General features: G+C 47.9%; 18 protein-coding genes and 10 pseudogenes. 21 read left to right on the top strand and 7 right to left on the bottom strand.

Annotated elements, in window-relative coordinates; genetic code table 11:
• Nucleotides 1-67: 67 nt before the first annotated feature.
• The 7 genes and pseudogenes from ACYF68_RS10505 (at nt 68) to ACYF68_RS10475 (ending at nt 7308) form a co-directional block, all read left to right on the top strand.
• Entirely contained in the window at nt 68-448 is a 381-nt protein-coding gene (locus ACYF68_RS10505) for a hypothetical protein (RefSeq protein WP_461046747.1), read from the top strand.
• Nucleotides 449-728: 280 nt separating this feature from the next.
• Nucleotides 729-995, top strand: coding sequence for a phosphocarrier protein HPr (locus ACYF68_RS10500; protein WP_344701147.1), 267 nt, complete (start codon nt 729-731; stop codon nt 993-995).
• Nucleotides 995-2723, top strand: a pseudogene (gene ptsP, locus ACYF68_RS10495) (phosphoenolpyruvate--protein phosphotransferase). Before ACYF68_RS10500 ends, ptsP begins: the two are co-directional and overlap by 1 nt.
• A gap of 76 nt (nt 2724-2799) precedes the next feature.
• On the top strand, nt 2800-4095 hold the full coding sequence (locus tag ACYF68_RS10490) for an MFS transporter (RefSeq protein WP_461046745.1): 1296 nt from the start codon (nt 2800-2802) through the stop codon (nt 4093-4095).
• 149 nt (nt 4096-4244) lie between these two features.
• Nucleotides 4245-5601 (top strand): annotated as a pseudogene (locus ACYF68_RS10485) (cytochrome ubiquinol oxidase subunit I).
• A pseudogene (locus ACYF68_RS10480) lies at nt 5598-6622 on the top strand (cytochrome d ubiquinol oxidase subunit II). The pseudogenes ACYF68_RS10485 and ACYF68_RS10480 overlap by 4 nt, the downstream one beginning before the upstream one ends.
• Before the next feature lie 25 nt (nt 6623-6647).
• Nucleotides 6648-7308 (top strand): annotated as a pseudogene (locus ACYF68_RS10475) (potassium channel family protein).
• Nucleotides 7309-7351: 43 nt separating this feature from the next.
• Here ACYF68_RS10475 and rnjA read toward each other — a convergent pair.
• Nucleotides 7352-9036: pseudogene (gene rnjA / locus ACYF68_RS10470) on the bottom strand (ribonuclease J1).
• Nucleotides 9036-9251, bottom strand: a complete 216-nt coding sequence (locus tag ACYF68_RS10465; protein WP_344701134.1) for an RNA polymerase epsilon subunit — start codon at nt 9249-9251, stop codon at nt 9036-9038. Before ACYF68_RS10465 ends, rnjA begins: the two are co-directional and overlap by 1 nt.
• Before the next feature lie 275 nt (nt 9252-9526).
• On the opposite strand from ACYF68_RS10465, the gene ACYF68_RS10460 reads away from it, so the two are divergent.
• Complete coding sequence (locus tag ACYF68_RS10460) at nt 9527-9790, top strand: hypothetical protein (protein ID WP_344701132.1); 264 nt, start codon at nt 9527-9529, stop codon at nt 9788-9790.
• 54 nt (nt 9791-9844) lie between these two features.
• Here ACYF68_RS10460 and def read toward each other — a convergent pair whose 3' ends face one another.
• On the bottom strand, nt 9845-10396 hold the full coding sequence (def, locus tag ACYF68_RS10455) for a peptide deformylase (RefSeq protein WP_344701130.1): 552 nt from the start codon (nt 10394-10396) through the stop codon (nt 9845-9847).
• 122 nt (nt 10397-10518) lie between these two features.
• Here def and ACYF68_RS10450 point away from each other — a divergent pair, with 122 nt between their 5' ends.
• The 10 genes and pseudogenes from ACYF68_RS10450 (at nt 10519) to ACYF68_RS10405 (ending at nt 17739) form a co-directional block, all read left to right on the top strand.
• Nucleotides 10519-10644: a hypothetical protein gene (locus tag ACYF68_RS10450; RefSeq protein WP_461046742.1), complete on the top strand. Its 126-nt coding sequence runs from the start codon at nt 10519-10521 to the stop codon at nt 10642-10644.
• 26 nt (nt 10645-10670) lie between these two features.
• Nucleotides 10671-11147, top strand: coding sequence for a YkyA family protein (locus tag ACYF68_RS10445; RefSeq protein ID WP_461046740.1), 477 nt, complete (start codon nt 10671-10673; stop codon nt 11145-11147).
• A 167-nt stretch (nt 11148-11314) separates the two neighbouring features.
• Complete coding sequence (gene pdhA, locus ACYF68_RS10440) at nt 11315-12424, top strand: pyruvate dehydrogenase (acetyl-transferring) E1 component subunit alpha (RefSeq protein ID WP_344701126.1); 1110 nt, start codon at nt 11315-11317, stop codon at nt 12422-12424.
• 3 nt (nt 12425-12427) lie between these two features.
• Entirely contained in the window at nt 12428-13405 is a 978-nt protein-coding gene (locus tag ACYF68_RS10435) for an alpha-ketoacid dehydrogenase subunit beta (protein ID WP_461046738.1), read from the top strand.
• Between the two features lie 26 nt (nt 13406-13431).
• Nucleotides 13432-14790 carry a dihydrolipoamide acetyltransferase family protein gene (locus ACYF68_RS10430; RefSeq protein WP_461046736.1) on the top strand — a complete coding sequence of 453 codons (1359 nt, stop codon included), beginning with the start codon at nt 13432-13434 and terminating at the stop codon, nt 14788-14790.
• Complete coding sequence (gene lpdA / locus ACYF68_RS10425; RefSeq protein ID WP_380571792.1) at nt 14765-16171, top strand: dihydrolipoyl dehydrogenase; 1407 nt, start codon at nt 14765-14767, stop codon at nt 16169-16171. The genes ACYF68_RS10430 and lpdA overlap by 26 nt, the downstream gene beginning before the upstream one ends.
• A 69-nt stretch (nt 16172-16240) precedes the next feature.
• Nucleotides 16241-16408: pseudogene (locus ACYF68_RS10420) on the top strand (UPF0223 family protein); the annotation flags it as partial.
• A 29-nt stretch (nt 16409-16437) separates the two neighbouring features.
• Nucleotides 16438-16512, top strand: a pseudogene (locus tag ACYF68_RS10415) (hypothetical protein); the annotation flags it as partial.
• Between the two features lie 172 nt (nt 16513-16684).
• A complete protein-coding gene (locus ACYF68_RS10410; protein WP_461046734.1) occupies nt 16685-16930 on the top strand; it encodes a hypothetical protein in 246 nt (81 codons plus the stop codon).
• On the top strand, nt 16924-17739 hold the full coding sequence (locus tag ACYF68_RS10405; protein WP_461046732.1) for a DUF4064 domain-containing protein: 816 nt from the start codon (nt 16924-16926) through the stop codon (nt 17737-17739). Before ACYF68_RS10410 ends, ACYF68_RS10405 begins: the two co-directional genes overlap by 7 nt.
• A gap of 187 nt (nt 17740-17926) precedes the next feature.
• On the opposite strand, the pseudogene ACYF68_RS10400 reads toward ACYF68_RS10405, so the two are convergent.
• Nucleotides 17927-18467 (bottom strand): annotated as a pseudogene (locus ACYF68_RS10400) (YktB family protein).
• Nucleotides 18468-18608: 141 nt separating this feature from the next.
• On the opposite strand from ACYF68_RS10400, the pseudogene ACYF68_RS10395 reads away from it, so the two are divergent.
• Nucleotides 18609-19426: pseudogene (locus ACYF68_RS10395) on the top strand (inositol monophosphatase family protein).
• Here the strand turns inward: ACYF68_RS10395 and ACYF68_RS10390 are convergent.
• The 3 genes from ACYF68_RS10390 to ACYF68_RS10380 all read right to left on the bottom strand — a co-directional run bounded on the left by ACYF68_RS10390 (nt 19363) and on the right by ACYF68_RS10380 (nt 20646).
• Nucleotides 19363-19719, bottom strand: a complete 357-nt coding sequence (locus tag ACYF68_RS10390; protein ID WP_461046730.1) for a hypothetical protein — start codon at nt 19717-19719, stop codon at nt 19363-19365. The pseudogene ACYF68_RS10395 and the gene ACYF68_RS10390 sit on opposite strands and share 64 nt — an antisense overlap.
• Before the next feature lie 72 nt (nt 19720-19791).
• Nucleotides 19792-20289 carry a hypothetical protein gene (locus tag ACYF68_RS10385; protein ID WP_461046728.1) on the bottom strand — a complete coding sequence of 166 codons (498 nt, stop codon included), beginning with the start codon at nt 20287-20289 and terminating at the stop codon, nt 19792-19794.
• A 165-nt stretch (nt 20290-20454) separates the two neighbouring features.
• A complete protein-coding gene (locus tag ACYF68_RS10380) occupies nt 20455-20646 on the bottom strand; it encodes a DUF5325 family protein (RefSeq protein ID WP_380571778.1) in 192 nt (63 codons plus the stop codon).
• Nucleotides 20647-20811: 165 nt separating this feature from the next.
• Here ACYF68_RS10380 and typA point away from each other — a divergent pair.
• Nucleotides 20812-22656 (top strand): annotated as a pseudogene (typA, locus tag ACYF68_RS10375) (translational GTPase TypA).
• Between the two features lie 24 nt (nt 22657-22680).
• The gene (locus tag ACYF68_RS10370) at nt 22681-23010 is read left to right on the top strand and encodes a YlaH-like family protein (protein WP_461047588.1); all 330 of its coding nucleotides are present in this window, start codon (nt 22681-22683) and stop codon (nt 23008-23010) included.
• Nucleotides 23011-23056: the final 46 nt, after the last annotated feature.

Raw genomic sequence — 23056 nt, 5'->3', positions numbered from 1 at the left:
GTTTTCATTATCTACAAACAGGGTATATTCCAATATGACTTGCAGATGAATAAAAGGAGTTTTGGATATGTCTGAGATGATGACGAACGAAGTGGAAGAAAAGCGCAGGAAAGCACGTAAAATGGTGGACAGAAAAGCGATGTACTCTTCCGTTGCAGCCATTTTGCCCATCCCATTCCTTGATATCGGTACAGATGTCAAGTTGATGCGGGACATCCGCGGCGGGGTCGAGGAAATTTTCGAGCTCGACCACAGACAAGTCAATGAGATGTCGGATGATCTCATGAACCGCGCCGCAGTAATGGCGACCAGCATGGGAAGTGAATTCCTTGGAGGTAAGGCGAGAGGGATCCTATTTAAGACGTTCGGCAAGAAATCCGGGAAAGTCCGCTTTTCATTCCTGACGATCCTGGGTAAAATCATGGGGCGGCAATCAGCTATATGCTGATGAAGAAGCTCGGCTATGAATATATAGAGCGCTGTGCCAAAGTTTCCTGAATTTGACTGGCGTACTATGATGCTCTTTTGGCAACGATGCCAAAAGGGCATTTTTCATTGCATCGCGGCCACTCTGTGACCAACTTGTGAAAAGTGGAGGATGGACAGGCAAAGTTTATTTTCCAATGCTTGTGGTATATTAGAATATCATTGCTGTACATGGTACAATAACAGCAAACATGTATGACAATCATGTAAATTCATCACGCAAATAAAAGGAGACTAACGCAATGGAACAAAAATCTTATCTCATTACAGACGAAACAGGTATACACGCAAGACCAGCAACAATACTTGTACAGACTGCATCCAAGTACGACTCTGACATCCAGCTTGAATACAACAGCAAAAAAGTGAACCTGAAGTCCATCATGGGTGTCATGTCACTTGGTGTCGGCAAAGATTCCGAAGTGACTGTCTATGCTGAAGGCAACGATGAAACTGAGGCCATTGAAGCAATTACAGAAACACTTTCAAAAGAAGGATTGACCGACTGATGTCTGAAATACTAAAAGGGATTGGTGCAAGCGACGGCGTGGCCATCGCCCCCGTCTATTCACTGGAGGAGCCTGACCTGTCATTCGATGATAAGTCGATAGAAGTGGGACAGGAAGACGCCGAAGTCGAAAAGTTCAAGGCTGCCTTCAACCAATCAAAAGTCGAGATCACGAAGATCAGGAACCATGCGGAGCAGACGGTGGGGCCGGAGCATGCTGCGATATTCGATGCGCACCTGCTCGTACTCGATGATCCGGAATTCCTGGGTCCGATCGAGTCCCATATCCGCAATGACCAGAAGAGTGCGCCTCAGGCACTTCTGGAGACTCGTGATCAATTTGTGGCGATTTTCGACAGTATGGACGACGAGTATATGAAGGAACGTGCAGCAGACATCAAGGATGTCTCAAAGCGGGCACTCGCAAACATGCTTGGCCGTGAGCTGCCGAGTCCAAGCAAGATTGATACTCCTGTAGTGATAGTGGCAGAAGACTTGACGCCTTCTGATACTGCCCAACTGGATAAGAATTTTGTCAAGGGGTTCGTCACGAATGTTGGCGGCCGCACTTCGCACTCCGCAATAATGTCCCGATCGCTCGAGATTCCTGCAGTGGTCGGTACGAAGAACATTACGGAGCTTGCCCAGGTCGGTGACGACATCATCGTAGATGGCAGTGCAGGAGAAGTCATCCTGAACCCATCCGAAGAAGAAGTACTGGTCTATAAAGATAAAGAGGCCAAGAGTAGCGGAAGAGAAGGTGGAACTCCAAAAACTTGTCGACGAACCTTCTAAGACGATGGATGATGTAACTGTCGAACTCGCAGCGAACATCGGTACGCCGGATGACCTTGAGGGTGTCAAGTCGAACGGTGCTGAAGCAATCGGACTGTACCGTACAGAATTCCTCTACATGGGCCGGAATGAACTGCCGACTGAAGAGGAACAGTATGAAGCATACAGTCAAGTGTTGAAAGAGATGGATGGCAAACCGGTCGTCGTCAGAACACTTGATATCGGTGGCGATAAGGAATTGCCTTACCTCGATCTGCCGAACGAAATGAATCCGTTCCTCGGTTTCAGGGCGATTCGCATGACCCTCGACAATCAGGAGCTCTTCAGAACACAGCTCCGTGCATTGCTGCGGGCAAGCCAACATGGCGACCTTAAGATCATGTTCCCGATGATCGCGACCATCGATGAGTTCAACCGTGCCAAGGCACTGCTCATCGAAGAGAAGGACAAGCTTGTCGAAGAGGGCGAGAAGGTCAAGGAAGATATCGAAGTGGGTATCATGATTGAAATCCCTTCTGCAGCCATCATCGCGGACCAGTTTGCAGAAGTCGTCGATTTCTTCTCGATCGGTACAAATGATCTCATCCAGTATACGATGGCGGCAGACCGCATGAATGAATCTGTGAGCTATCTGTACCAACCGTATCATCCGGCACTCCTGCGCCTCATTAAAATGGTTATCGATGCAGCCCATAAAGAAGGTAAATGGGCAGGCATGTGCGGTGAAATGGCGGGGGATGCACACGCCATACCGCTTCTTCTCGGGCTTGGGCTCGACGAATTTTCCATGAGTGCCTCCTCAGTGCTGAAAGCGCGCAAGCAGATATCGGGTCTCAAGAAGACCGATATGGAGCGCTTGGCGGCAAGGGCGGTTGAATGCAAGGATACAGACGAAGTGCTTGCCCTCGTTGAAGAATATGTAGGCAGAGTATAATGAATATGCGCATGGCCGTGGCCATGCGCATATTTTTATGGGTATAATGGCAGTAAATGATGAGAGGTGTGCTCCGATGAACGGACATACGCGCCGCCCGGTCGAACTGTATCTGTCCCTGCCCATTTTCGCTTTTGCGCTCTTCGATTTTGCCAACACGATATTCAGCGCCAATATAGTCACTCTATTCTTTCCCCAATACATCACGGAAATGGTTGGAACCAATCCAAGACTCGAACAGATAGCATCGACTGTCATCGCCTACGCCAATGCGGTGGCGGCTTTTATGCTGATTGTCTTCGCCCCGCTCTATGGTGTGGTGATGGATCGGACCGGCAGGCGGAAGCGGTATGTCGTGGCTTTCACATTGACATGTGTCGCCGCTTCGATTGGTATGGGAGTCTTCGGTGGGGAAGCGGATGAGCGATGGTTTGGCTTGCCGAATGGCTTCGTTTTGGCAGTAGTGCTCTTTGTCATCGCCAAATTCGCCTTCAATTCAGGGAATGTATTCTACGATGGCATGTTATCGAGTCTTGGCAATAAAAAGGAAATACCGCTCATTTCGGGGTACGGCGTGGCACTTGGATATTTAGGTACATTATTCGGTATATTTTCAGTCCTGCTACTGATTGGCGACTGTCCAGTCCATCATACATTCTGGCTATCCGGGGTGCTGTTCCTGATATTCAGTCTGCCGCTCTTTTTCATCCATAAGGATAAACCACAGGAAAAGAAGCCGAAACAGCATTTCCTGGCAGGCTATAAAGATATATATGCCACTTTCAGGGAAGCACGTTCATCTCCTTCCATATTTTATTTTATGATCGCTTATTTCTTCATCAATGACGCGTTGGCTACTGCAATCGCCATGATGCAGCCCTATGCGGTGACAGTCGTCGGATTTTCGCCGGGGGCTTTCCTGATCATCTTCATGACAGCCACAGTGTTCAGCATCATCGGCGCGATCGTCTTCAGCTTTTTAAGCCGGGGGCTTGGTTCAAAACGGACATTTACAATCATCGCATGCCTACTTCTCTTCGCAGTGGCAGTAGCGGCGATACCTTTACCGATGTGGACATTCTGGATTGCAGCGGCTTTATTCGGCATCGCCATGGGATCGACTTGGGTGGTTTCAAGGACACTGATCATTGAACTGTCACCGGAGGGGAAGGAAGGGCAGTTCTTCGGCCTATTCGCCTTCAGCGCCAAAATGAGTGCGGTTCTCGGCCCATTGGTGTATGGCTCAATCACCTGGCTGATGGCGGACTATGGTGTAATTGCATCGCGCGTCGCCATCTCAAGCCTGATGCTCATGATCATCATCGGCCTGCTGTTCCACAGCCGTATAAAACGTGCGGGTTCCTCGAACTAAATCTTTGAAATCAACGATGTAAAAGCGTACAATTATATCATGAGAATGATAGTTTATTCACAAATTTGTCATTGATCGTTGTCAAATCGATCAGGATAAATTGATTATAAACGTTATAATTAAGCATACGATTACAAAGAGGTGATTGAATGGAAGATGTGGTTTTGGGGCGTGTATTGACAGCGTCTACATTAGGGTTCCATATTATCTTTGCGACAATCGGAGTAGGTATACCGATTGTCTTCATGGTACTTGAGTTCCTGGGGGTGAAGAAGAAAGACGCTGCGTACTTGACGATGGCAAGAAGGATTGCCAAAGGCTACACGGTGACAGTCGCCGTTGGGGTCGTGACCGGTACGATCATCGGTCTGCAGCTTTCCTTGATATGGCCTGATTTCATGCGGCTCGGTGGGCAGATCATTGCGCTACCGCTATTTATGGAAACATTCGCCTTCTTCTTTGAAGCAATATTCCTTGGGATATTCCTATATACTTGGGACCGCTTCAAGAATCCTTGGCACCACTGGCTCTTGAACATTCCGATTGTCATCGGGTCTTCGCTCTCGGCAGTATTCATCACAACGGTGAATTCATTCATGAATACACCTGCTGGTTTCAATATGGTTGATGGAGAGCTCATCAACGTAGATCCGCTTGCGGCGATGTTCAACCCGTCGACTTGGGTCAGGGTATTCCACGTAGTGGTGACGGCGTATACGACGGCAGTATTCATCATCGCCGCCATCGGTGCGTTCAAACTCCTCCGTTCGAAATTCGAGGAAGATAGGGAGTATCACAAGAAAGGCCTTAAAGTCATGATGGTGCTTGGGCTTGTTACAGCATCACTGACCGTTCTTGGCCGGAGACCTCTCAGCCAAATTCCTGCATGAGCACCAGCCTGAGAAATTGGCTGCGATGGAATGGCATTTTGAAACGGAGGACAACGCTGATCTGGTCCTTTTCGGTACAATTGATGAAGATACGAATGAGGTGAGCTATGCACTCAAGATTCCAAGTGCACTCAGCTTCCTGGCAGGCAACTCCTTCGATACCGAGGTGACCGGGCTCAATGATATACCGGACGACGAGCAGCCACCGCTCATCATCCACTACTTCTTCGACATCATGGTCTTCTTCGGGATGTACGCACTTATGGTATCGATCATATACTTCATAGCGAAGTTTTCGAAGTTCGACGAACACCATCCTGCACTGCTTTATGCCTATGTATTGACCGGCCCCCTGACCATGGCTTCAATAGAAGCAGGCTGGTTCCTGGCAGAGATGGGTCGCCAGCCATGGATCTTGCGCGGCTACATGCGGGTTTCTGAAGCCGTCACCCAGGCTGATGGACTGGGCATCACGCTGATTGCCTTCGTGTTGCTGTATGCGGTGCTCGGGGTCACCACAATCTATGTGCTGCTCCAGATGTTCAAAAATAAGAGTGCCACAGCAGAACGCATTGAAATCTATGGAGAGGACTATGAAGGAGGTCGGTTGCAATGAATTATGAAATCATCGGGGTAGCAGTCCTATGGACCTTCCTGTACGGCTACATCATAGTATCCGCAATCGATTTCGGTGCCGGCTTCTATAATTTCTATTCGAAGCTGACGGGGGACGACAGCATCATCAGTCCGATCATCAAGCGTTATCTGAACCCGGTTTGGGAAGTGACGAACGTCTTCTTCGTCTTCTTCTTCGTCGGCATCGTCGGATTCTATCCGGATACCGCCTATTACTATGGGACAGCGCTGCTGATTCCAGCGAGCATTGCGCTCATCCTATTGGCGATACGGGGAGCTACTACGCCTTCAACTCCTACAATAGGGAGCCGAAGTTATCCTGGGCGTTCCTCTACGGTGCCACAGGGTTGCTGATCCCCGCTTCGCTGTCGATGGCGCTCGTCATTTCTGAAGGCGGCTACATCATCGAGAGTGCAGACGGTGTGCGCCTCCAGCTTGAAGAGCTCCTCTTCAGCACTTACGGCTGGTCCGTCGTCTTTTTGGCTGTGGTCATAGTACTCTATGTATCAAGCGGGTTCCTGACGTTCTACGCAGCGCGCGCCAAAGATTCACAGGCGCTCCACCTCGTACGCAGATGGTTCCTGATCTGGACGTTGCCGATGCTCTTCATCTCGCAGTTCGTCTTCTTGGGCCTCCGTGAACATAACAGGGAACACTTCCTGCGTGCGCAGGATTACTGGTATATGTTCGGGCTCAGCCTTGCAGCGATGGGGGTAGCGGTGTACCTGATCTGGAGGAAGCGCCGTTTCGGTCTGGCCTTCATAATGATCATGCTGCAGTTTGCCTTCGCCTTCTACGGCTATGGCATCAGTAAACTGCCGTATATACTGTATCCCTACATCGACATCAATACTTCGGTTGTAAACGAGAATATGGCCTTCAGTTTGACAGTGGCCTTCATATTAGGTTTACTATTATTGATACCGAGTCTCGGTATGCTGCTCAGACTCTTCCTGTTCGATAAGGATTATGTACAGGGGAAGGGCGACAACAAGTATTGATATCCTAAACGAATAGGTGATGAAGATGAAAAAGGACTATGCGGTGATCGGCCTCGGCCGTTTCGGTGCCAGCATTGTACGGGAACTGATTGAACTCGAAATGGATGTACTGGCGGTCGACATAGATGAAAACCGTGTCAATGAATATGCCGATATCGCAACCAAGTCGGCCATCGGCGACACTACTGATGAAAGAGTGCTTAAGAACCTCGGTCTCGGCAACTTCGATAATGTCATCGTCGCAATCGGTGACAATATCCAGTCGAGTATCCTGACGACGCTGCTCCTTAAAGATCTCGGGGTCAAGCATGTGAGCGTCAAGGCACAGAACAATTATCATGCCCGTGTCCTTGATAAGATCGGCGCTGATATGGTGATCCACCCTGAGCGCGATATGGGGAAACGCATCGCCCATAAGCTTGCATCCACTTCCGTACTCGATTACCTTGAACTCTCGGATGAGCATTCGATCGTTGAGATCAGAGCACAGGAGAACCTGGCGGATCAATCCTTGCTGGACTTGGATATCCGTGCAGAATACGGAGTCAGTGTAATAGCGATAAAACGGGATGAGGACATCATTGTCAGTCCAGAACCCGACGGTCAACATCCAGAGGGATGATATCCTGATTGTAATAGGCGATGATCAGGATTTGACCCGGTTTGAAAAATTACTCATAGACTAGAAGAGCACCTGTGGAAACTTCCACAGGTGCTCTTATCTATTCATTACTTCTTCTTCTTTTCATTGACCCTCATGATGGTAGGCAGGATCATCGGTTTACGATGGGTCCGCTTGTAGAGGTGGTTGCTGAGTTCTTCTATGATGAGCTGCTTCACGTGGTACCATTCCACATGCTCTTTTGAGTTGAGCAGGTTGATGATATCCGCTTTTATCTTCTTCTCTGCACCACGGATCAAGCCGTAGGATTCCCGCATATAGACGAAACCACGTGAGATGATGTCCGGGCCGCTAAGAAGCGTCTTTGTATTGAAGTCTATCGAAACGACGACGATTGCGAGCCCCTCCTCAGATAGGTCCTTCCTGTCCCGGAGGACAATGTTGCCGATGTCGCCGATACCCGTACCGTCGACGAATACTGTGCCTGCCGGTACGCGGTGGCTATGTCTTGCACTATCCCGTTTCAATGCCAGAACATCACCGATTTCCATCAGGAAGACATCGTCCGGGTCCATACCTGTGTTGACTGCCAGCTGCTTGTGAAGATGCAGCATGCGGTATTCACCATGGATCGGCATGAAATATTTAGGGCGCATCAGACGGAGCATCAACTTCTGCTCTTCCTGTGAACCATGCCCTGAAGTATGGATGTTTGAGAGCTTTCCGTGGATGACATCTGCACCCGCTTTGTAGAGGGCGTTGATTGTCCGGTTGATGCTCAGCGTGTTGCCTGGAATCGGAGATGAGCTGAAGACGACCGTGTCATCAGGGATTATGCTGATTTGACGGTGCGTGCCGTTGGCTATCCTGGATAGGGCAGCCATCGGTTCACCTTGGGAGCCTGTACACAGCATCATCACTTTGTGCTTTTCGATGCTGTTGATCATTTTTGGCTCGATGAATGTTTCAGGCGGCGCTTTGATATAGCCCAGTTCCAGGCCGATTTTGATATTGTTTTCCATACTGCGGCCGAAAATGGCGATTTTACGGTCGAACTTGATCGCCGCGTCTATTGCCTGCTGTACGCGGTAGATGTTGGAGGCGAATGTAGCGAAGATGATTCGTCCTGTACACTTGCGGAAGATATCCTTTACATTCTGGCCGACTTCCTTTTCGCTTGTGGTGAAGTTCGGCACTGTAGCGTTTGTTGAATCGGAAAGGAGGCAAAGGACCCCTTCCTCCCAAGCTGTGCCATTTTCGCAATGTTTGCAGGTTCGCCTACCGGTGTGAAGTCGAACTTGAAGTCACCTGTGTGGACGATTGTGCCTTCAGGTGTCCGCACGATGACGCCATATGCTTCAGGGATGGAGTGTGTGGTCAAATAGAATTCGACTGTCATGTGCTTGAACTTCAATACAGTGCTCTCTTCGACCGGCTTAAGCTCTGTCGATCGGAGGAGGCGGTGCTCCTCCAGCTTGTTGCGGATGAGTCCAAGGGCCAAAGGCCCGGAATAGATGGGCACATTGAATTCTTTCAGCAGGAAAGGAATGCCGCCGATATGGTCTTCGTGGCCATGGGTGACGATGAGCGCGCTGATTTTCTCCTGGTTCTCTTTAAGATATGTGTAGTCGGGAATGACATAGTCGATTCCCAGCTGTTCGTCGTCCGGAAATTTGATGCCTGCGTCGATCATGATGATTTCGTCTTTATATTCAATGCAATATGTGTTTTTGCCTATTTCCCCGAGTCCCCCGAGGGCAAAAACGCCTACTTCACCTTTTTCCAGTGTCATCAGATATCCTCAACCTTAAAGTCTGCATTGTTATTCTTTTCGTACTCCAGGTGTGCGGGACTTAATTCCTGGACGAATTCGATGTTGAGGCGGCTATCTTTCAGTGCTGTGCGCACTTCGCTCTCTGACTCTGCCTCAAAATACCGTGTTATTGTCTCTTCACGGATGATGCGGCTATCTAGTTGTTCTTGAAAAAAAACTTTAAATACTGCCATTATATGATTTCTCCTTTTGATTTGATTATATGGATGGCCATTAACAAAAAATTTGTGTTGCATAAAGCAACACAATATAACGGACTTAACGCCGTTTGAAATATTCGTTGTTCAGCAACCCTTTCCTACCGAGAATGCGTCCAAGCCTTTGCTTCAGCCTCTTCTTCCACCGTCTGAGCATTATGACCACATCCCTTATCAGCTTAACTTCATTTTACATTATAGACGGGGGACATGCAAAGACTTTATAATGGAAGGGAATGGAGGGGAACCGCATGAAAGAGAAGCGTATATTGGAAGCTGTACTGCTTGAGTGGACGCGTCAGGACCGCAACATGATCATGCTGGAATTCAATACACATCCTGACATGGTGGTGATGAACTACATCTATGACGATCATGAAGAGGCAGATGATGTCCACCGAAAGCGTCATGACCATGATCCTGAAGTCCTGGATCACGAAACATTTACGGCACTGAAGAAGGAGTTGTATGAGCAGAACATCCCATTTAGGGAGAGGCGCGATGACTTCATCTGATTGGATGGAATTCATGTGCAATGAAAAAGCGACCGCTTTGATACGGCCGCTTTTTCAATCTACAGGCTTGGCGCCTGGCTTTGGCTCCATGGGAGCGTCCGGGTCGATGTGATCATAGAACATGATGCCGTCGAGGTGGTCCAGTTCATGCTGCAATACGACGGCAAGCATGCCTTTTGCCTTCACTTCTACAGGCTTGCCTTCGGGATCGAGGGCTGTAACTTTGACCCGCTGGAAGCGATGCACAAGGCCTGGAACGTCTTCATCGACACTCAGACAGCCCTCGCCTCCCGGTAGGTACGTCTCAGTCACCGAGTGACTTTTGATTTTAGGGTTGATCAGCATATGATCATGGAGCACTTCGCCTTCGTCACCTTCTATATAGATGGCGAGCATGCGTTTATCAAGTCCGACTTGCGGCGCAGCAAGACCGACGCCCGGCCTAAGGCCTTGTTTTCCTGCAATATCGGGATTTTGGGAGCGTACGAGATAGTCCCGCATGGCGGCCAGTTCATTTATCGTTTCTTCATCGATTGTGTCGACTTCGGCCACTTTCTTGCGCAGAAACGGATCGGGATCCCGGATGATGTCTTTCATTGTTACCAAAATAAACCCTCCTGTTTATATATGTCGCGATTTATTATACTATAATACTCAGGAGAACCGGAATTCTCAACATATTATTTTTTAATTATACACTATCCAGTCAACAATCGGAGGGAATGGAAATGAAGAAACTATTAGGTGGCGCCATGGTTATGGCGATGGTGCTTGCCGGGTGTTCGTCTGCATCTGATGAACTGCTCGATTTTTATAATGCGTTTCAAGAGACCGTCGAGGTGGAAAGGAGATAGAGGATGTCAACGCTAAATTCGAAGAGTTGGAGAGCGAGAAGGCGGAACTACAAGGCTCGCTTGAGAACGCCACTAAAGGGGAACTTGGTGAGATAAGCGATTCGCTGGTGGAAAATACGGAAGAACGCATCAAACAGTTGGATCAGGAAGTCTCGATCATGGGGGACAGCAGAAGCCGCATGGAAGCTTCGACCCAATATGTAGAAGAGATTTCCGACGAATCGAACCGTAAGCAGGCACAGTCGCTGATCGATGCGATGGACGAGAGATATATGAGCCATGGTGAAATGATCGGCAGCTACAAGTCTGTATTGAACAGCGAGAAGGATATCTTTGCATACCTTGGCGAAGAAGAAGTGTCACAAGATGAAGTGGATGAACGCCTCAACAGCTTGAGTAAAGAGTATGAGGAAGTACAGGAGAATGCAGAAGCTTTCAGCAAACGGACTGAAAAGGTCAATGCACTGAAAAAAGAGATAGAGACCATAATTGAAGGAGAATGATGTAAGCGCTGTATTATATAACAGATAAAACTGTATTAATACAGAAATCGTTGATTTAAAGCGCTTTGTGAGCAGCTGTTACAATGCTATTCATTTTACTGTTGTAACAGGATATGGTAAGATAATAGACGATAAATGAAAAATTTGAAAGGTATGGTGAACACTTTATGGCACCAAAGAATAAAAGTTTCGATCCAGTCAAGGCGCTTGAAGAGATCGAAAATAAATTTGAAATGTTCCAGATTCTCGATCAGGACGGGAAAGTTACCAATAAAGACGCAATGCCTGATCTATCCGACGATGATCTTGTAGAACTGATGAAGCGCATGGTCTGGACACGTGTGCTCGATCAGCGTTCAGTTTCATTGAACCGCCAAGGTAGACTGGGCTTCTATGCACCTACTGCCGGGCAGGAAGCATCACAGCTCGCCAGCCAGTTCGCCCTTGAAGGAGAGGACTACATCCTTCCTGGCTATCGTGATGTGCCGCAGCTCATCTGGCATGGCCTGCCGCTTACGAAGGCGTTCCTTTTCTCAAGGGGCCACTATGAAGGCAACCAGTTCCCTGAAGGCGTCAACGCACTCAGCCCGCAGATCATCATCGGCGCACAATATGTGCAGACCGCTGGTGTGGCACTCGGCATCAAGATGCGCGGAAAAGACACAGTAGCGATCACCTATACCGGTGATGGTGGTACATCCCAAGGGGACTTCTACGAAGGCATCAACTTTGCAAGTGCGTATAAGGCGCCTGCAATTTTCGTCATCCAGAATAACCACTATGCAATTTCGACGCCAAGAGACTTGCAGACTGCGGCGAAGACGCTCGCCCAAAAAGGTGTAGCTTCAGGTGTGCCAAGCATTCAGGTGGACGGCATGGACCCGCTTGCTGTATATAAAGTGACTAAAGATGCACGTGACCGTGCTGTTGCAGGAGAAGGACCGACCGTCATCGAAACGCTCTGCTACCGTTACGGTCCGCACACAATGGCAGGGGATGACCCGACACGCTACAGGACATCTGATGAAGATTCAGATTGGGAAAAGAAAGACCCGCTCGTCCGTTTCCGCACTTTCCTTGAAGAGAAGGGCCTATGGAGCGAAGATCAGGAAAACGAAGTGATGGAACAGGCTAAAGAAGACATCAAGAAAGCAATCAAAGAAGCAGACGGTGCAGAAAAACAGACTGTCACCAAACTCATGGAGCTCACTTATGATGACATGCCGAGCAACCTGAAGGAACAGTATGAAGTCTACAAAGAAAAGGAGTCGAAATAAGCAATGGCACAGATGACAATGATCCAAGCAATCACTGACGCGATGGCCACAGAACTCAGGAACGACGAGAACGTCCTGGTCTTCGGCGAAGACGTCGGCGTAAACGGCGGGGTGTTCCGCGCTACAGAAGGCCTGCAGAAAGAATTCGGTGAAGATCGCGTATTCGATACACCACTCGCAGAAAGTGGACTCGCTTCGATGGGTCTCGGCCTTACACTGGAAGGTTTCCGCCCTGTAGTGGAAATCCAGTTCTTCGGCTTCCTTTTTGAAGCAATGGACGGTGTAGCCGGCCAAATCGCCCGCAACAGACAGCGTTCAGGCGCTTCCAAGGAAACGCCTGTCGTAATCCGTGCGCCATTTGGCGGCGGTGTCCACACGCCTGAACTTCACGCGGATTCGCTGGAAGGTCTGATGGCACAGACACCAGGCCTTAAAGTGGTCATCCCGTCAAACCCAGTAGATGCAAAAGGGCTTCTGATTGAAGCAATCCGTTCGAATGACCCTGTCATCTTCCTTGAACACATGAAACTCTACCGTTCATTCCGTGAAGATGTACCGGAAGAAGAATATACTGTCGAAATCGGCAAGGCAAGCGTCAAACAAGAGGGCGACGACATTACACTGATCGCTTACGGCGCAATGGTTCAAGAAGCCATCAAAGCAGCTGATGCACTTAAAGAAGAGGGCGTCTCTGCAGAAGTGATCGACTTGAGGACCGTCTCCCCGATAGACTATGACACATTGGTCGAATCTGTCGAGAAGACAAACCGTGCAGTGGTCATCCAGGAAGCACAGCGTCAAGCAGGTGTTGCAGCGAACGTTGCAGCAGAACTGTCCGAACGTGCCATTCTTAGTCTGGAAGCACCAATCATGCGCCTCACAGCGCCTGATACGGTCTATCCATTCACACAAGCGGAAGGTGTATGGCTGCCTACCAAAGATGACATCATCGAACGTGCGAAACAGGTTATGGACTTTTAAACAGAAAGTATAAAGGAGGAAATACTGTGGCTTTTGAATTTAAACTGCCGGATATCGGTGAAGGTATCCACGAAGGTGAAATCGTCAAGTGGTTCATCAATGAAGGCGATGAAATCAAAGAAGATGATGTTGTAGCAGAAGTGCAGAATGATAAAGCAGTTGTTGAAATCCCGTCTCCAGTAGACGGGACGGTCAAACAACTCCATGTCGAAGAAGGAACCGTTACAACAGTTGGTGAAACGATTGTGACCATCGATGATGGTTCTGAAGACTCTGGCGGAGAAGAACCTGCTGAAAAAGAAGAAAAGCAAGAAGAGAAGCAAGAAGAAAAAGAAACGGAAGATTCCAAGAAAGAAGCACAGACTTCTGACGAAGGCGAAGATTCCGGTAAGGAAGACGAGTCAGAAAAAGGCGGCTCTTCCGACAAACGCATCATCGCTATGCCAAGTGTACGTAAATTTGCACGGGATAACGATGTTGACATCACAGAAGTATCGGGCACCGGCAAAAACGGCCGTGTAGTGAAGGCAGATGTGGAAGCATTCATGAATGGCGACCAGAGTTCTGCTGAGGCGACTCAAGAAACTGCCGATACCACTGATGAACAGCCAACATCCAAAGATGCCAAGCCAGCATCTTCTGAAGGCGAGTTCCCGGAAACACGCGAAAAGATGAGCGGCATGAGAAAAGCGATCGCAAAAGCGATGGTCAACTCCAAACAGACTTCCCCACATGTTACACATCTCGACGAAGTAGAAGTAAAAGCACTGTGGGACCACAGGAAGAAATTCAAATCAATCGCAGAAGAACAAGGCATCAAATTGACTTTCCTGCCGTATGTGGTAAAAGCGCTTGTGTCAATGTTCAAGAAATATCCTGAATTCAATGCATCAATCGATTCAGAAACATTTGAAGTCATACAGAAACATTATTATAATGTAGGCATTGCTGCCGATACAGAGCGTGGACTTGTTGTACCTGTAGTGAAACATGCAGACAAGAAATCCATGTTCGAAATATCCGACGAGATTAACCAGCTTGCCGGCAAAGCACGTGACGGCAAACTCTCAGGCGATGAAATGAAGGGCGGATCAATGACCATCTCAAACCTCGGTTCTGCAGGTGGACAATGGTTCACACCAGTCATCAACCAGCCTGAAGTGGCAATCCTCGGTATCGGGCGCATAGAAGAGAAGGCAATCGTCAGAGATGGGGAGATAGTGGCGGCCCCTATGCTTGCACTGTCACTCAGCTATGACCACAGACAGATTGACGGCATGACGGCACAGAACGCCCTGAACCATGTTAAGCGTCTGCTTAACAATCCAGAAATTACTATTAATGGAGGGATAATTACAGATGGTAGTTGGAGATTTTCCTATTGAAACTGATACTATTGTAGTCGGCGCAGGCCCAGGAGGCTACGTTGCAGCAATCCGCGCAGCACAACTTGGACAGAAAGTGACAATTGTAGAAAAAGGTGACATCGGTGGCGTCTGCCTGAATGTCGGCTGTATCCCGTCCAAAGCGATGATTTCATCTTCCCACCGTTTCCAGCAGGCACAAAGCTCTGAAGACATGGGGGTCATCACTGAAGGTGTGAAACTTGATTTCTCCAAAGTGCAGTCATTCAAAGACAGTGTAGTCAAAAAACTCACTGGCGGCGTTGAAAGCCTGCTTAAAGGAAACAAAGTCGAGATCGTCAAAGGCGAAGCTTACTTCGTCGATGGCAACACTATGAAAGTCATGGACGAAAAGCAGTCACAGACTTATGAATTCAAAAATGCAATCGTGGCTACCGGCTCCCGTCCAATAGAAATCCCAGGTTTCAAATTCGGTAAACGCATCCTCGATTCCAGCGGTGCGCTTGCGTTGGAAGAAAAACCTGAGAAATTGGTCGTCATCGGTGGCGGCTACATCGGAACTGAGCTAGGTACTGCCTATGCGAATTTCGGTACAGAAGTGACTATTCTTGAAGGCGCCAAAGATATTCTTGGTGGATTCGAAAAACAGATGACGCAAGTCGTCAAAAAGAACCTCAAGAAAAAAGGTGTAACCATCGAGATGGAAGCAATGGCTAAAGAAGCTGAAGAAACAGACGATGGCGTCAAAGTCACTTATGAAGTTAAAGGCGAGACTAAAGAAATCGAAGCAGACTATGTCCTTGTAACAGTAGGACGTCGTCCGAATACAGATGAGCTCGGTTTGGAAGAGGCCGGCATCAAAATGTCCGATAAAGGCCTCATCGAAGTCGATAAACAATCCCGTACTTCAATTGACAGCATCTTCGCTATAGGCGATATAGTGCCTGGACTGCCACTTGCCCACAAAGCAAGCTACGAAGGTAAAGTTGCTGCTGAAGCAATTGCAGGAGAAAAATCTGAAGTTGATTATCTCAGCATGCCAGCAGTCTGCTTCTCAGAACCTGAGTTGGCTACAGTCGGCTATAATGAAGCAGACGCTAAAGAAGCTGGATTTGAAGTGAAGACAGGTAAATTCCCATTCGCAGCAAACGGTCGTGCGCTTGGATTGAATGAAACTGATGGTTTCGTCAAACTTGTTTCACGTAAAGAAGACGGCCTACTCCTCGGTGCCCAAGTTGCGGGAGCAGGCGCTTCCGACATCATTGCAGAACTTGGCCTTGCAGTTGAGACAGGAATGACTGCTGAGGATATCGCGCTTACCATCCACGCCCACCCGACACTTGGAGAGATTCCAATGGAAGCTGCGGACGTGGTACTGGGTAGACCAATCCACACTATGTAACAGCATATTTTAAGGGCGTCCATAACGGATGCCCTTTTTTTATCTTTGCCGTAAAGGAGGAGACCAGAAATGGAAGAATACAGCTATCCGATTGATGAAGACTGGACCACAGATGAAATCATCGACGCCGTCGCTTTTTTTGAAGCCGTAGAGAAAGCATATGATGGCGGTGTGCCTGCAGAAGAATTGAAAAGGAAGTATGAAACCTTCAAAAGAATTGTACCGGGAAATCGCAGGAAAAGACGAAATTTCGTGAATTCAAATCAAACAGCGGCCTTGAAGCCTATACAGCAGTCAAAAAGCTTAAGGATGCAGAACCAGGCAGCATGATCAGAGTGTAGATCATATACAATCCGGGACCGTATCCTGCAGCCACACTCACGATTAAAGATCAGTCGGCTGCATGCGTACATAAAAAAGCATAGAGAGTGATTAAACTAAATTTTATCTGGTTAAAAAATCGATGTACGGGTAATATTGATTATGAAGACATAAATAACCCAGGAGGTTCCTATGGCTAAAAAAAATTATACCCAAACGGTAAAACCGGTCAGCCGCATTCCTGAAAAGATATTCGGATGGCTGGCTTGGATTGGATTGCTGGCGATAACGGCCCTGCTTCTTTTCTTTTCACTCGTCACAATGAATGACGCACAGGTTACACAGAACATGACACAGCAACTTGAAACAGAATTCCAGAACCTTGCGGAGCAGGGACAGGATATTGGAGCCGCACCGGAGATCTTGCTGATATGGTAGTCGGGTGGTTGAACAATGTATGGATGATTGCACTATATCTGATGATTCCGCTCATTTTAGGACTGTTCGGCCTTCTGACGATGCGCAGAAGGATTTTGGCAGGCTTCCTGCTGCTGGTGGCAGCCATTCTCACAGCACCGCTCATTGCGCCTGTCGTGACTGGCATCATACCATTATTTTTCATCATTGCAGCAATACTGCTCTTTGTCAGAAAGGATAGAGTCATTCGAAATGATGAACTTGAACCCCTGGATGAAGAACGGCGGCACAGCAGGAACAATAACCGAACATTTGAAGATGGCGGGATGACTGAAGCTGGGACGCCAGATAGGCAACCACGCCGTCGGGACGAAGCGGAGTCAGATCAGGCTTTCGACTACAATAGGCCTGCGGCCAGGCGCCGAGATGACGCCGCCCTCGATAGGGATGAAGTCAATGAAGACAGAAACAGCCGGGGACCGCGGAGTCACCATGACGAAGATATCGAGTCAACACGTACTTTCAGTCTCGGTGAATATGATGACGACAACAGGACATCGGCACGTGACACTACTAGACGTTCAGACAAGACAGCAGAAGACGATCGGTTTGTAGATCGCAATATCGACTCCAGTGAGCCCGTCACTCCGGTATCAGAAGAAGAGTATACAAGGCGCGGGGGCACTGCAGGTTCCGGTGGAGCTGATGACCGCGCGGACGATACGCAATCGAACGATGCATCACAGCGCCGTACCGGCGATGATTACAGCTATGATGCAACGAAGGAACGCCGTGATAATGTAAACAGACGCAACAACGATTCACTATAAGTACAGAAGACGCTTCTGGTTGGAGCGTCTTTTTTATAAAAATATTCAAGAAAGGTGGATATCGCCGACATCGCCCGTATACAGTCTTTGGCAGATCAGCTGAAAGTGCAGGTGACCTGATCTTCCGCCTATTGGAAAAGCCTCGATACACGACAGGTATCGAGGCTTTTCCAATGCTCCATTTGAATCAATAGAGCTTTAACAGTTCAGTCATGACCGTCTCCAGCTCTTTTAGGAATATATCATCGTTTTCCAAAACGGGGTTTGAAGGCAGATACATCTTCCCGATCAGGAACTCACCCTTCTTCACATCCTTCAGACGGGTGAGCGCAGATTCAAAGTCATCATAACTCATATCATCGATGGCTGTCTTTTCGGGTTTCATATGATCCAAAGAGATTACGTAATTGTTCGGCATGCTGCGCATCTCCTCGATCATATCAAGCCATTTATCAGCAACCTGCTGTTTTTCAGGAGACTCATATATGACCCCGTACATGCAGAATGCATGATCACCAAAAAGGCCGATCTGGAAATGGGGCATCATTTTATAGCCTCTTGGGTTGGTGCTGAAGCTGACCCATGTATCGTTGGGGGTTCACTTTGCGACGTGCGTGCTTGGCAACATGGGCGAAATGCTCATCTCCGGTCAAAGTGGTGAGATATTCCTTGAAATATTCACCGAGGTTCTCAAGTTTAGGTCGTATGGTCTCTTTCAGGGCATCCATCCGCGGCTCCAACCGTCGATGTCGAAAACCCGGAAGTCCTCCTTTGTAAAATGGTACTTAGGCATTTGGCTTCTCCTTTCAAATCATTATCTATATGATAGAATAAGTGATAATGTCAATCAATCATTTGGGGTGGATGCAATGGAAATATATGAATTCGGACAGCGTATGATCAGGGAAGCGGGGGACTTCATCAAACTCCGTATGAAGGAGGATTTCAAGGTTGATGCCAAGCTCAACCCTCATGACCTGGTGACGGATGTCGACAAGGAAACAGAAACATATATATATGAACGGATACTTGAACGCTATCCGGACCACCGCATCATTGGTGAGGAAGGGCATGGCACAGATATTGAAGATATGTCAGGCGTGCTGTGGATCGTTGATCCGATAGACGGTACATTGAATTTTGTGCACCAGCTCCAGAACTTCGCTGTCTCCATCGGCGTCTATGTGGACGGAGAACCATACTGTGGCTTGATTTTGGATGTCATGGAAGGGGTGCTGTACCATGCAAGGATCGGTAGTGGTGCTTTCAAAGATGATATCCGCCTTGATGAAATGCGGGATACGACGCTTGACCGGTCGCTCATCGGCATGAATGCCAATTGGGTGATTAAAGATCAGATAGGGCCTGCATTTAAGAAAATAGTGAAGCAAACGAGGAGTACACGATCATATGGTTCCGCTGCCCTCGAAATGGCATATGTCGCGACCGGTATCCTCAGTGCCTCTGTATTCTTCAGACTGCACCCCTGGGATTATTCAGCAGGTATGATCATCATCGATGAAGCTGGCGGCAGAACGACCAACCTGCTGGGGAAGAGATCGATATTTTGAGGAAGGATAGCATCCTGACTGGCAATAAAGCGATCCACAAGGAACTTACGGATTATTTTACAAGTGATGAAGCATTTATAGCTGGCCACAGGCTTGTGCACGGGGAGAAGCGGTAGATGCGGGTATGCCCCTCCAATTTTGTGAAGTTCTGTCGGATGATCTTCTGGAGGGTGTATTCCGACAACTCGAGCTTGAGATGGTCTATGATATCACGGCGTTTATAGTGTGTATCAGGGTAGATCATGTGGAGGCGGTTGAAGTATTTGGTTGTTATCGCCTGTATCCCGGCAACTTTGCCACAGGCATCGCATCGTCCGAAATTGCCGCCTATCGTCTGCCAATCAAAACTGTGGCAGAATGGACATTTGATGCCTCTTTTGAAGTTGAAGTGGATCATTCTGACCGTCACCCGACCGCCTGTAATCAGTGCGAGGCCGGGTGACGGTTCTTTTTCTGATCACAGCGGAATGTTCGATGGTCTTCAGATAATGGGGAGCTCACTTAATTTCAAAAACAGTTCGGAACGTGCCGATTCAATTTTGAAACTCGGATCCATCATCACATATTTGAGAATGATCGGCCGCTGATAATGCCCTTCATCTATGAGTTGCCCACGGAACATTTCGAATATCGCGCGGCTGCGGTTGAGGTCGATTACAGCTTCATGTTCAGCAGTACATAGTATATTGAACTGATTAATGTAGTGCGGACCGCTAAGATCATGCAGTACAAAAAGGTAATAGCAGTAGTCGGTGGTGAGCAGGACATTGACGATTTCGAACGAGTTGCCGATGTGCATTTCAGCATGCCAGTGGACGGACATATTCTTTGTGTTGATGTTCATAAGATGGCGTTCGAATTCACTCTCGAGATGTTCCATCTTCTGCATGGAATGATATTCTGCCGTCTCATCATCTGAAAAAGGCACTCTGTTGTACAAAAACTCATAAACTTTCAAGCGATCGTGTTTTTCCCTCATGGCACAACTCCTTAATGGTGGTGCCGTCATTATCTGTGACTTCAGACGTTGGGTCAAAATACAGAAAAAGAGACAATCCATACAAAAAAGAACAAACGGGGAAGAAGTTCCAGTAAATCCCCATTTGTCCTTGGACGAGTCGTGCAAAATATCAAATTCAGCAGCCTACAGCCAGCCGTTTTCACGATATTTCTTCTTCAGCGTAAAACCGATTCCGAATATCGCGATGAACAGTACGACGGATAATATGGCCATGAGCGGCATCGCTTCGGCGACAAAAGCAGAGAAGGCAAGCATCATCAGGACAGCCAGCACAGCTAGCACCATGAATATGGCTTTTGATTTTTTTTGTTCCATTTTGACGGTCCTTTCGAAGTGGATTTGATGAATATTATAGCATAAGACAACATTTTATTACACCCAATGCTTGTCAAGGAGTGGAAAAGGACACCGATGTCGTGTTATAATAAATAAGTTATGAAATGAAAGCTACAAAACGATTTTAAAAACGAAGGGAAAGACTTGATGAATTTAAGAGAAGATATCCGTAATATCGCAATCATTGCACACGTTGACCACGGAAAAACGACACTAGTAGACGAACTGCTGAAGCAGTCCGGCATATTCCGGGAGAATGAGCATGTCGCCGAGCGCGCGATGGATTCCAATGATATTGAACGGGAACGTGGAATAACAATTCTCGCTAAAAATACAGCAATTGACTATAAAGATAAACGCATCAACATTCTTGATACTCCTGGCCACGCCGATTTCGGTGGCGAAGTTGAGAGGATCATGAAGATGGTTGATGGTGTAATCCTGGTGGTGGATGCCTATGAAGGTACTATGCCACAAACGCGTTTCGTATTGAAGAAAGCATTGGACCAAGACCTTAAGCCACTTGTTGTTGTAAACAAGATCGATAAGGAAACAGCCCGCGCAGAAGCAGTCATCGATGAAGTGCTTGAGCTTTTCATCGAACTGGACGCGAACGACGAACAGCTCGAATTTCCAGTGGCATATGCTTCCGCAATAAACGGCACGGCAAGCCTCGAGGTGGATAAGCAGGAAGAGAACATGCAGTCCATATTCGATATGATCTTGGAATATGTGCCAGCTCCTGTAGATAACAGCGACGAACCGCTACAGTTCCAGGTCGCACTCCTCGACTATAACGATTATGTCGGCAGAATCGGCATCGGACGTGTGTTCCGGGAGAAATCAAAGTTGGCCAGCAAGTGTCGCTCATGAAAAATGATGGCACGGTCAAAAATTTCCGCGTGACCAAATTGTTTGGTTTCTTTGGACTCCAGCGCCTCGAGATCGAGAGCGCCAAAGCAGGCGATCTGATAGCAGTCAGCGGCATGGAGGACATCAACGTCGGAGAGACTGTGACACCGATTGACAACCAGGAGGCATTGCCTCTTCTGCACATCGACGAACCGACCTTGCAGATGACATTCTCAGTCAACAGCTCACCATTCGCCGGCAAAGAAGGCAAGCATGTTACAGCGCGTAAGATAGAGGAAAGATTGGAAGAGCAGCTCGAAACGGACGTGTCCCTGAAAGTTGAGCCTACTGATCAACCGGATGCATGGACAGTTTCCGGCAGGGGTGAACTCCACTTATCAATCCTTATCGAAAACATGCGCCGTGAAGGGTTCGAACTGCAAGTTTCGAAACCACAAGTCATCGTCAAAATGGTGGACGGCGTCAAATGTGAACCGTTTGAACGTGTCCAGGATCGACGTGCCTGAAGAGTATACCGGCAGCATCATAGAATCACTCGGCCAAAGAAAAGGTGAAATGGTGGACATGGTCAATACAGGCAATGGCCAAAGCCGCGTCACTTTCCTTGTACCAGCACGTGGTCTGATTGGATACCGTACCGAGTTCATGTCCATGACACGTGGCTACGGCATCCTCAACCATACGTTCGAGGATTACCGTCCACTCATCAAAGGACGCATAGGCGGTAGACGTAATGGTGTGCTCGTATCCATCGATAAAGGAGCCGCTTCGACTTATTCCATCCTACAACTGGAAAGCCGTGGCACCAACTTTATGGAACCAGGCACTGAAGTCTATGAAGGCATGATCGTCGGCGAAAACTCACGGGACAACGATTTGACTGTCAACATCACCAAAGTGAAAGCCGCGAACAATATACGTTCCGCTACAAAAGAGCAGACCACGACCATGAAAAAACCTAAAGTGATGACGCTGGAGGAAGCGCTCGAGTACATCAATGATGATGAGCTTGTGGAAGTGACCCCGGAATCCATCCGCCTCAGAAAAAGCATACTTGCCAAGAATGAGCGGGAAAAATCGCAAAAACATGAAAAGATTAAACTTGAATCGGAGTGAATTTAATTGTATCTCCCTGATTTGATGAGTGTAAATGTTACAGAGCGCCTGACTTTCTTCGGCAGGTTGTTCGGGTTGGATTCCAACCCTGAGAGTGGAATGTGGTACCTTTTCATCACCATCTTCATACTGTCGATTCTAGTGTATAACCTCGGTTTCGCACGTAAAGTCAAGGTGTGGCAAAATGCCATCATTTACGTCGTCATGTTTTTAGGATGCATCATATTGACATTTTTCGGTGCATTCCTCCCCGTTGCAGAAAGTCTGATAGTCGCTACGGCCGTTTTGGCTTTATATCGCTTCAGATTGCACCAGGAACGGAAAGCTGGAAACATTAAGACTTCCAGCAAATAAAAAATCAGCCTATCCATAAAGATAGGTAGACTAACCTAATTATTTG

It is taken from the genome of Salinicoccus sp. CNSTN-B1, from assembly GCF_054792835.1.
This window is presented reverse-complemented; position numbering and strand designations above follow the sequence as displayed.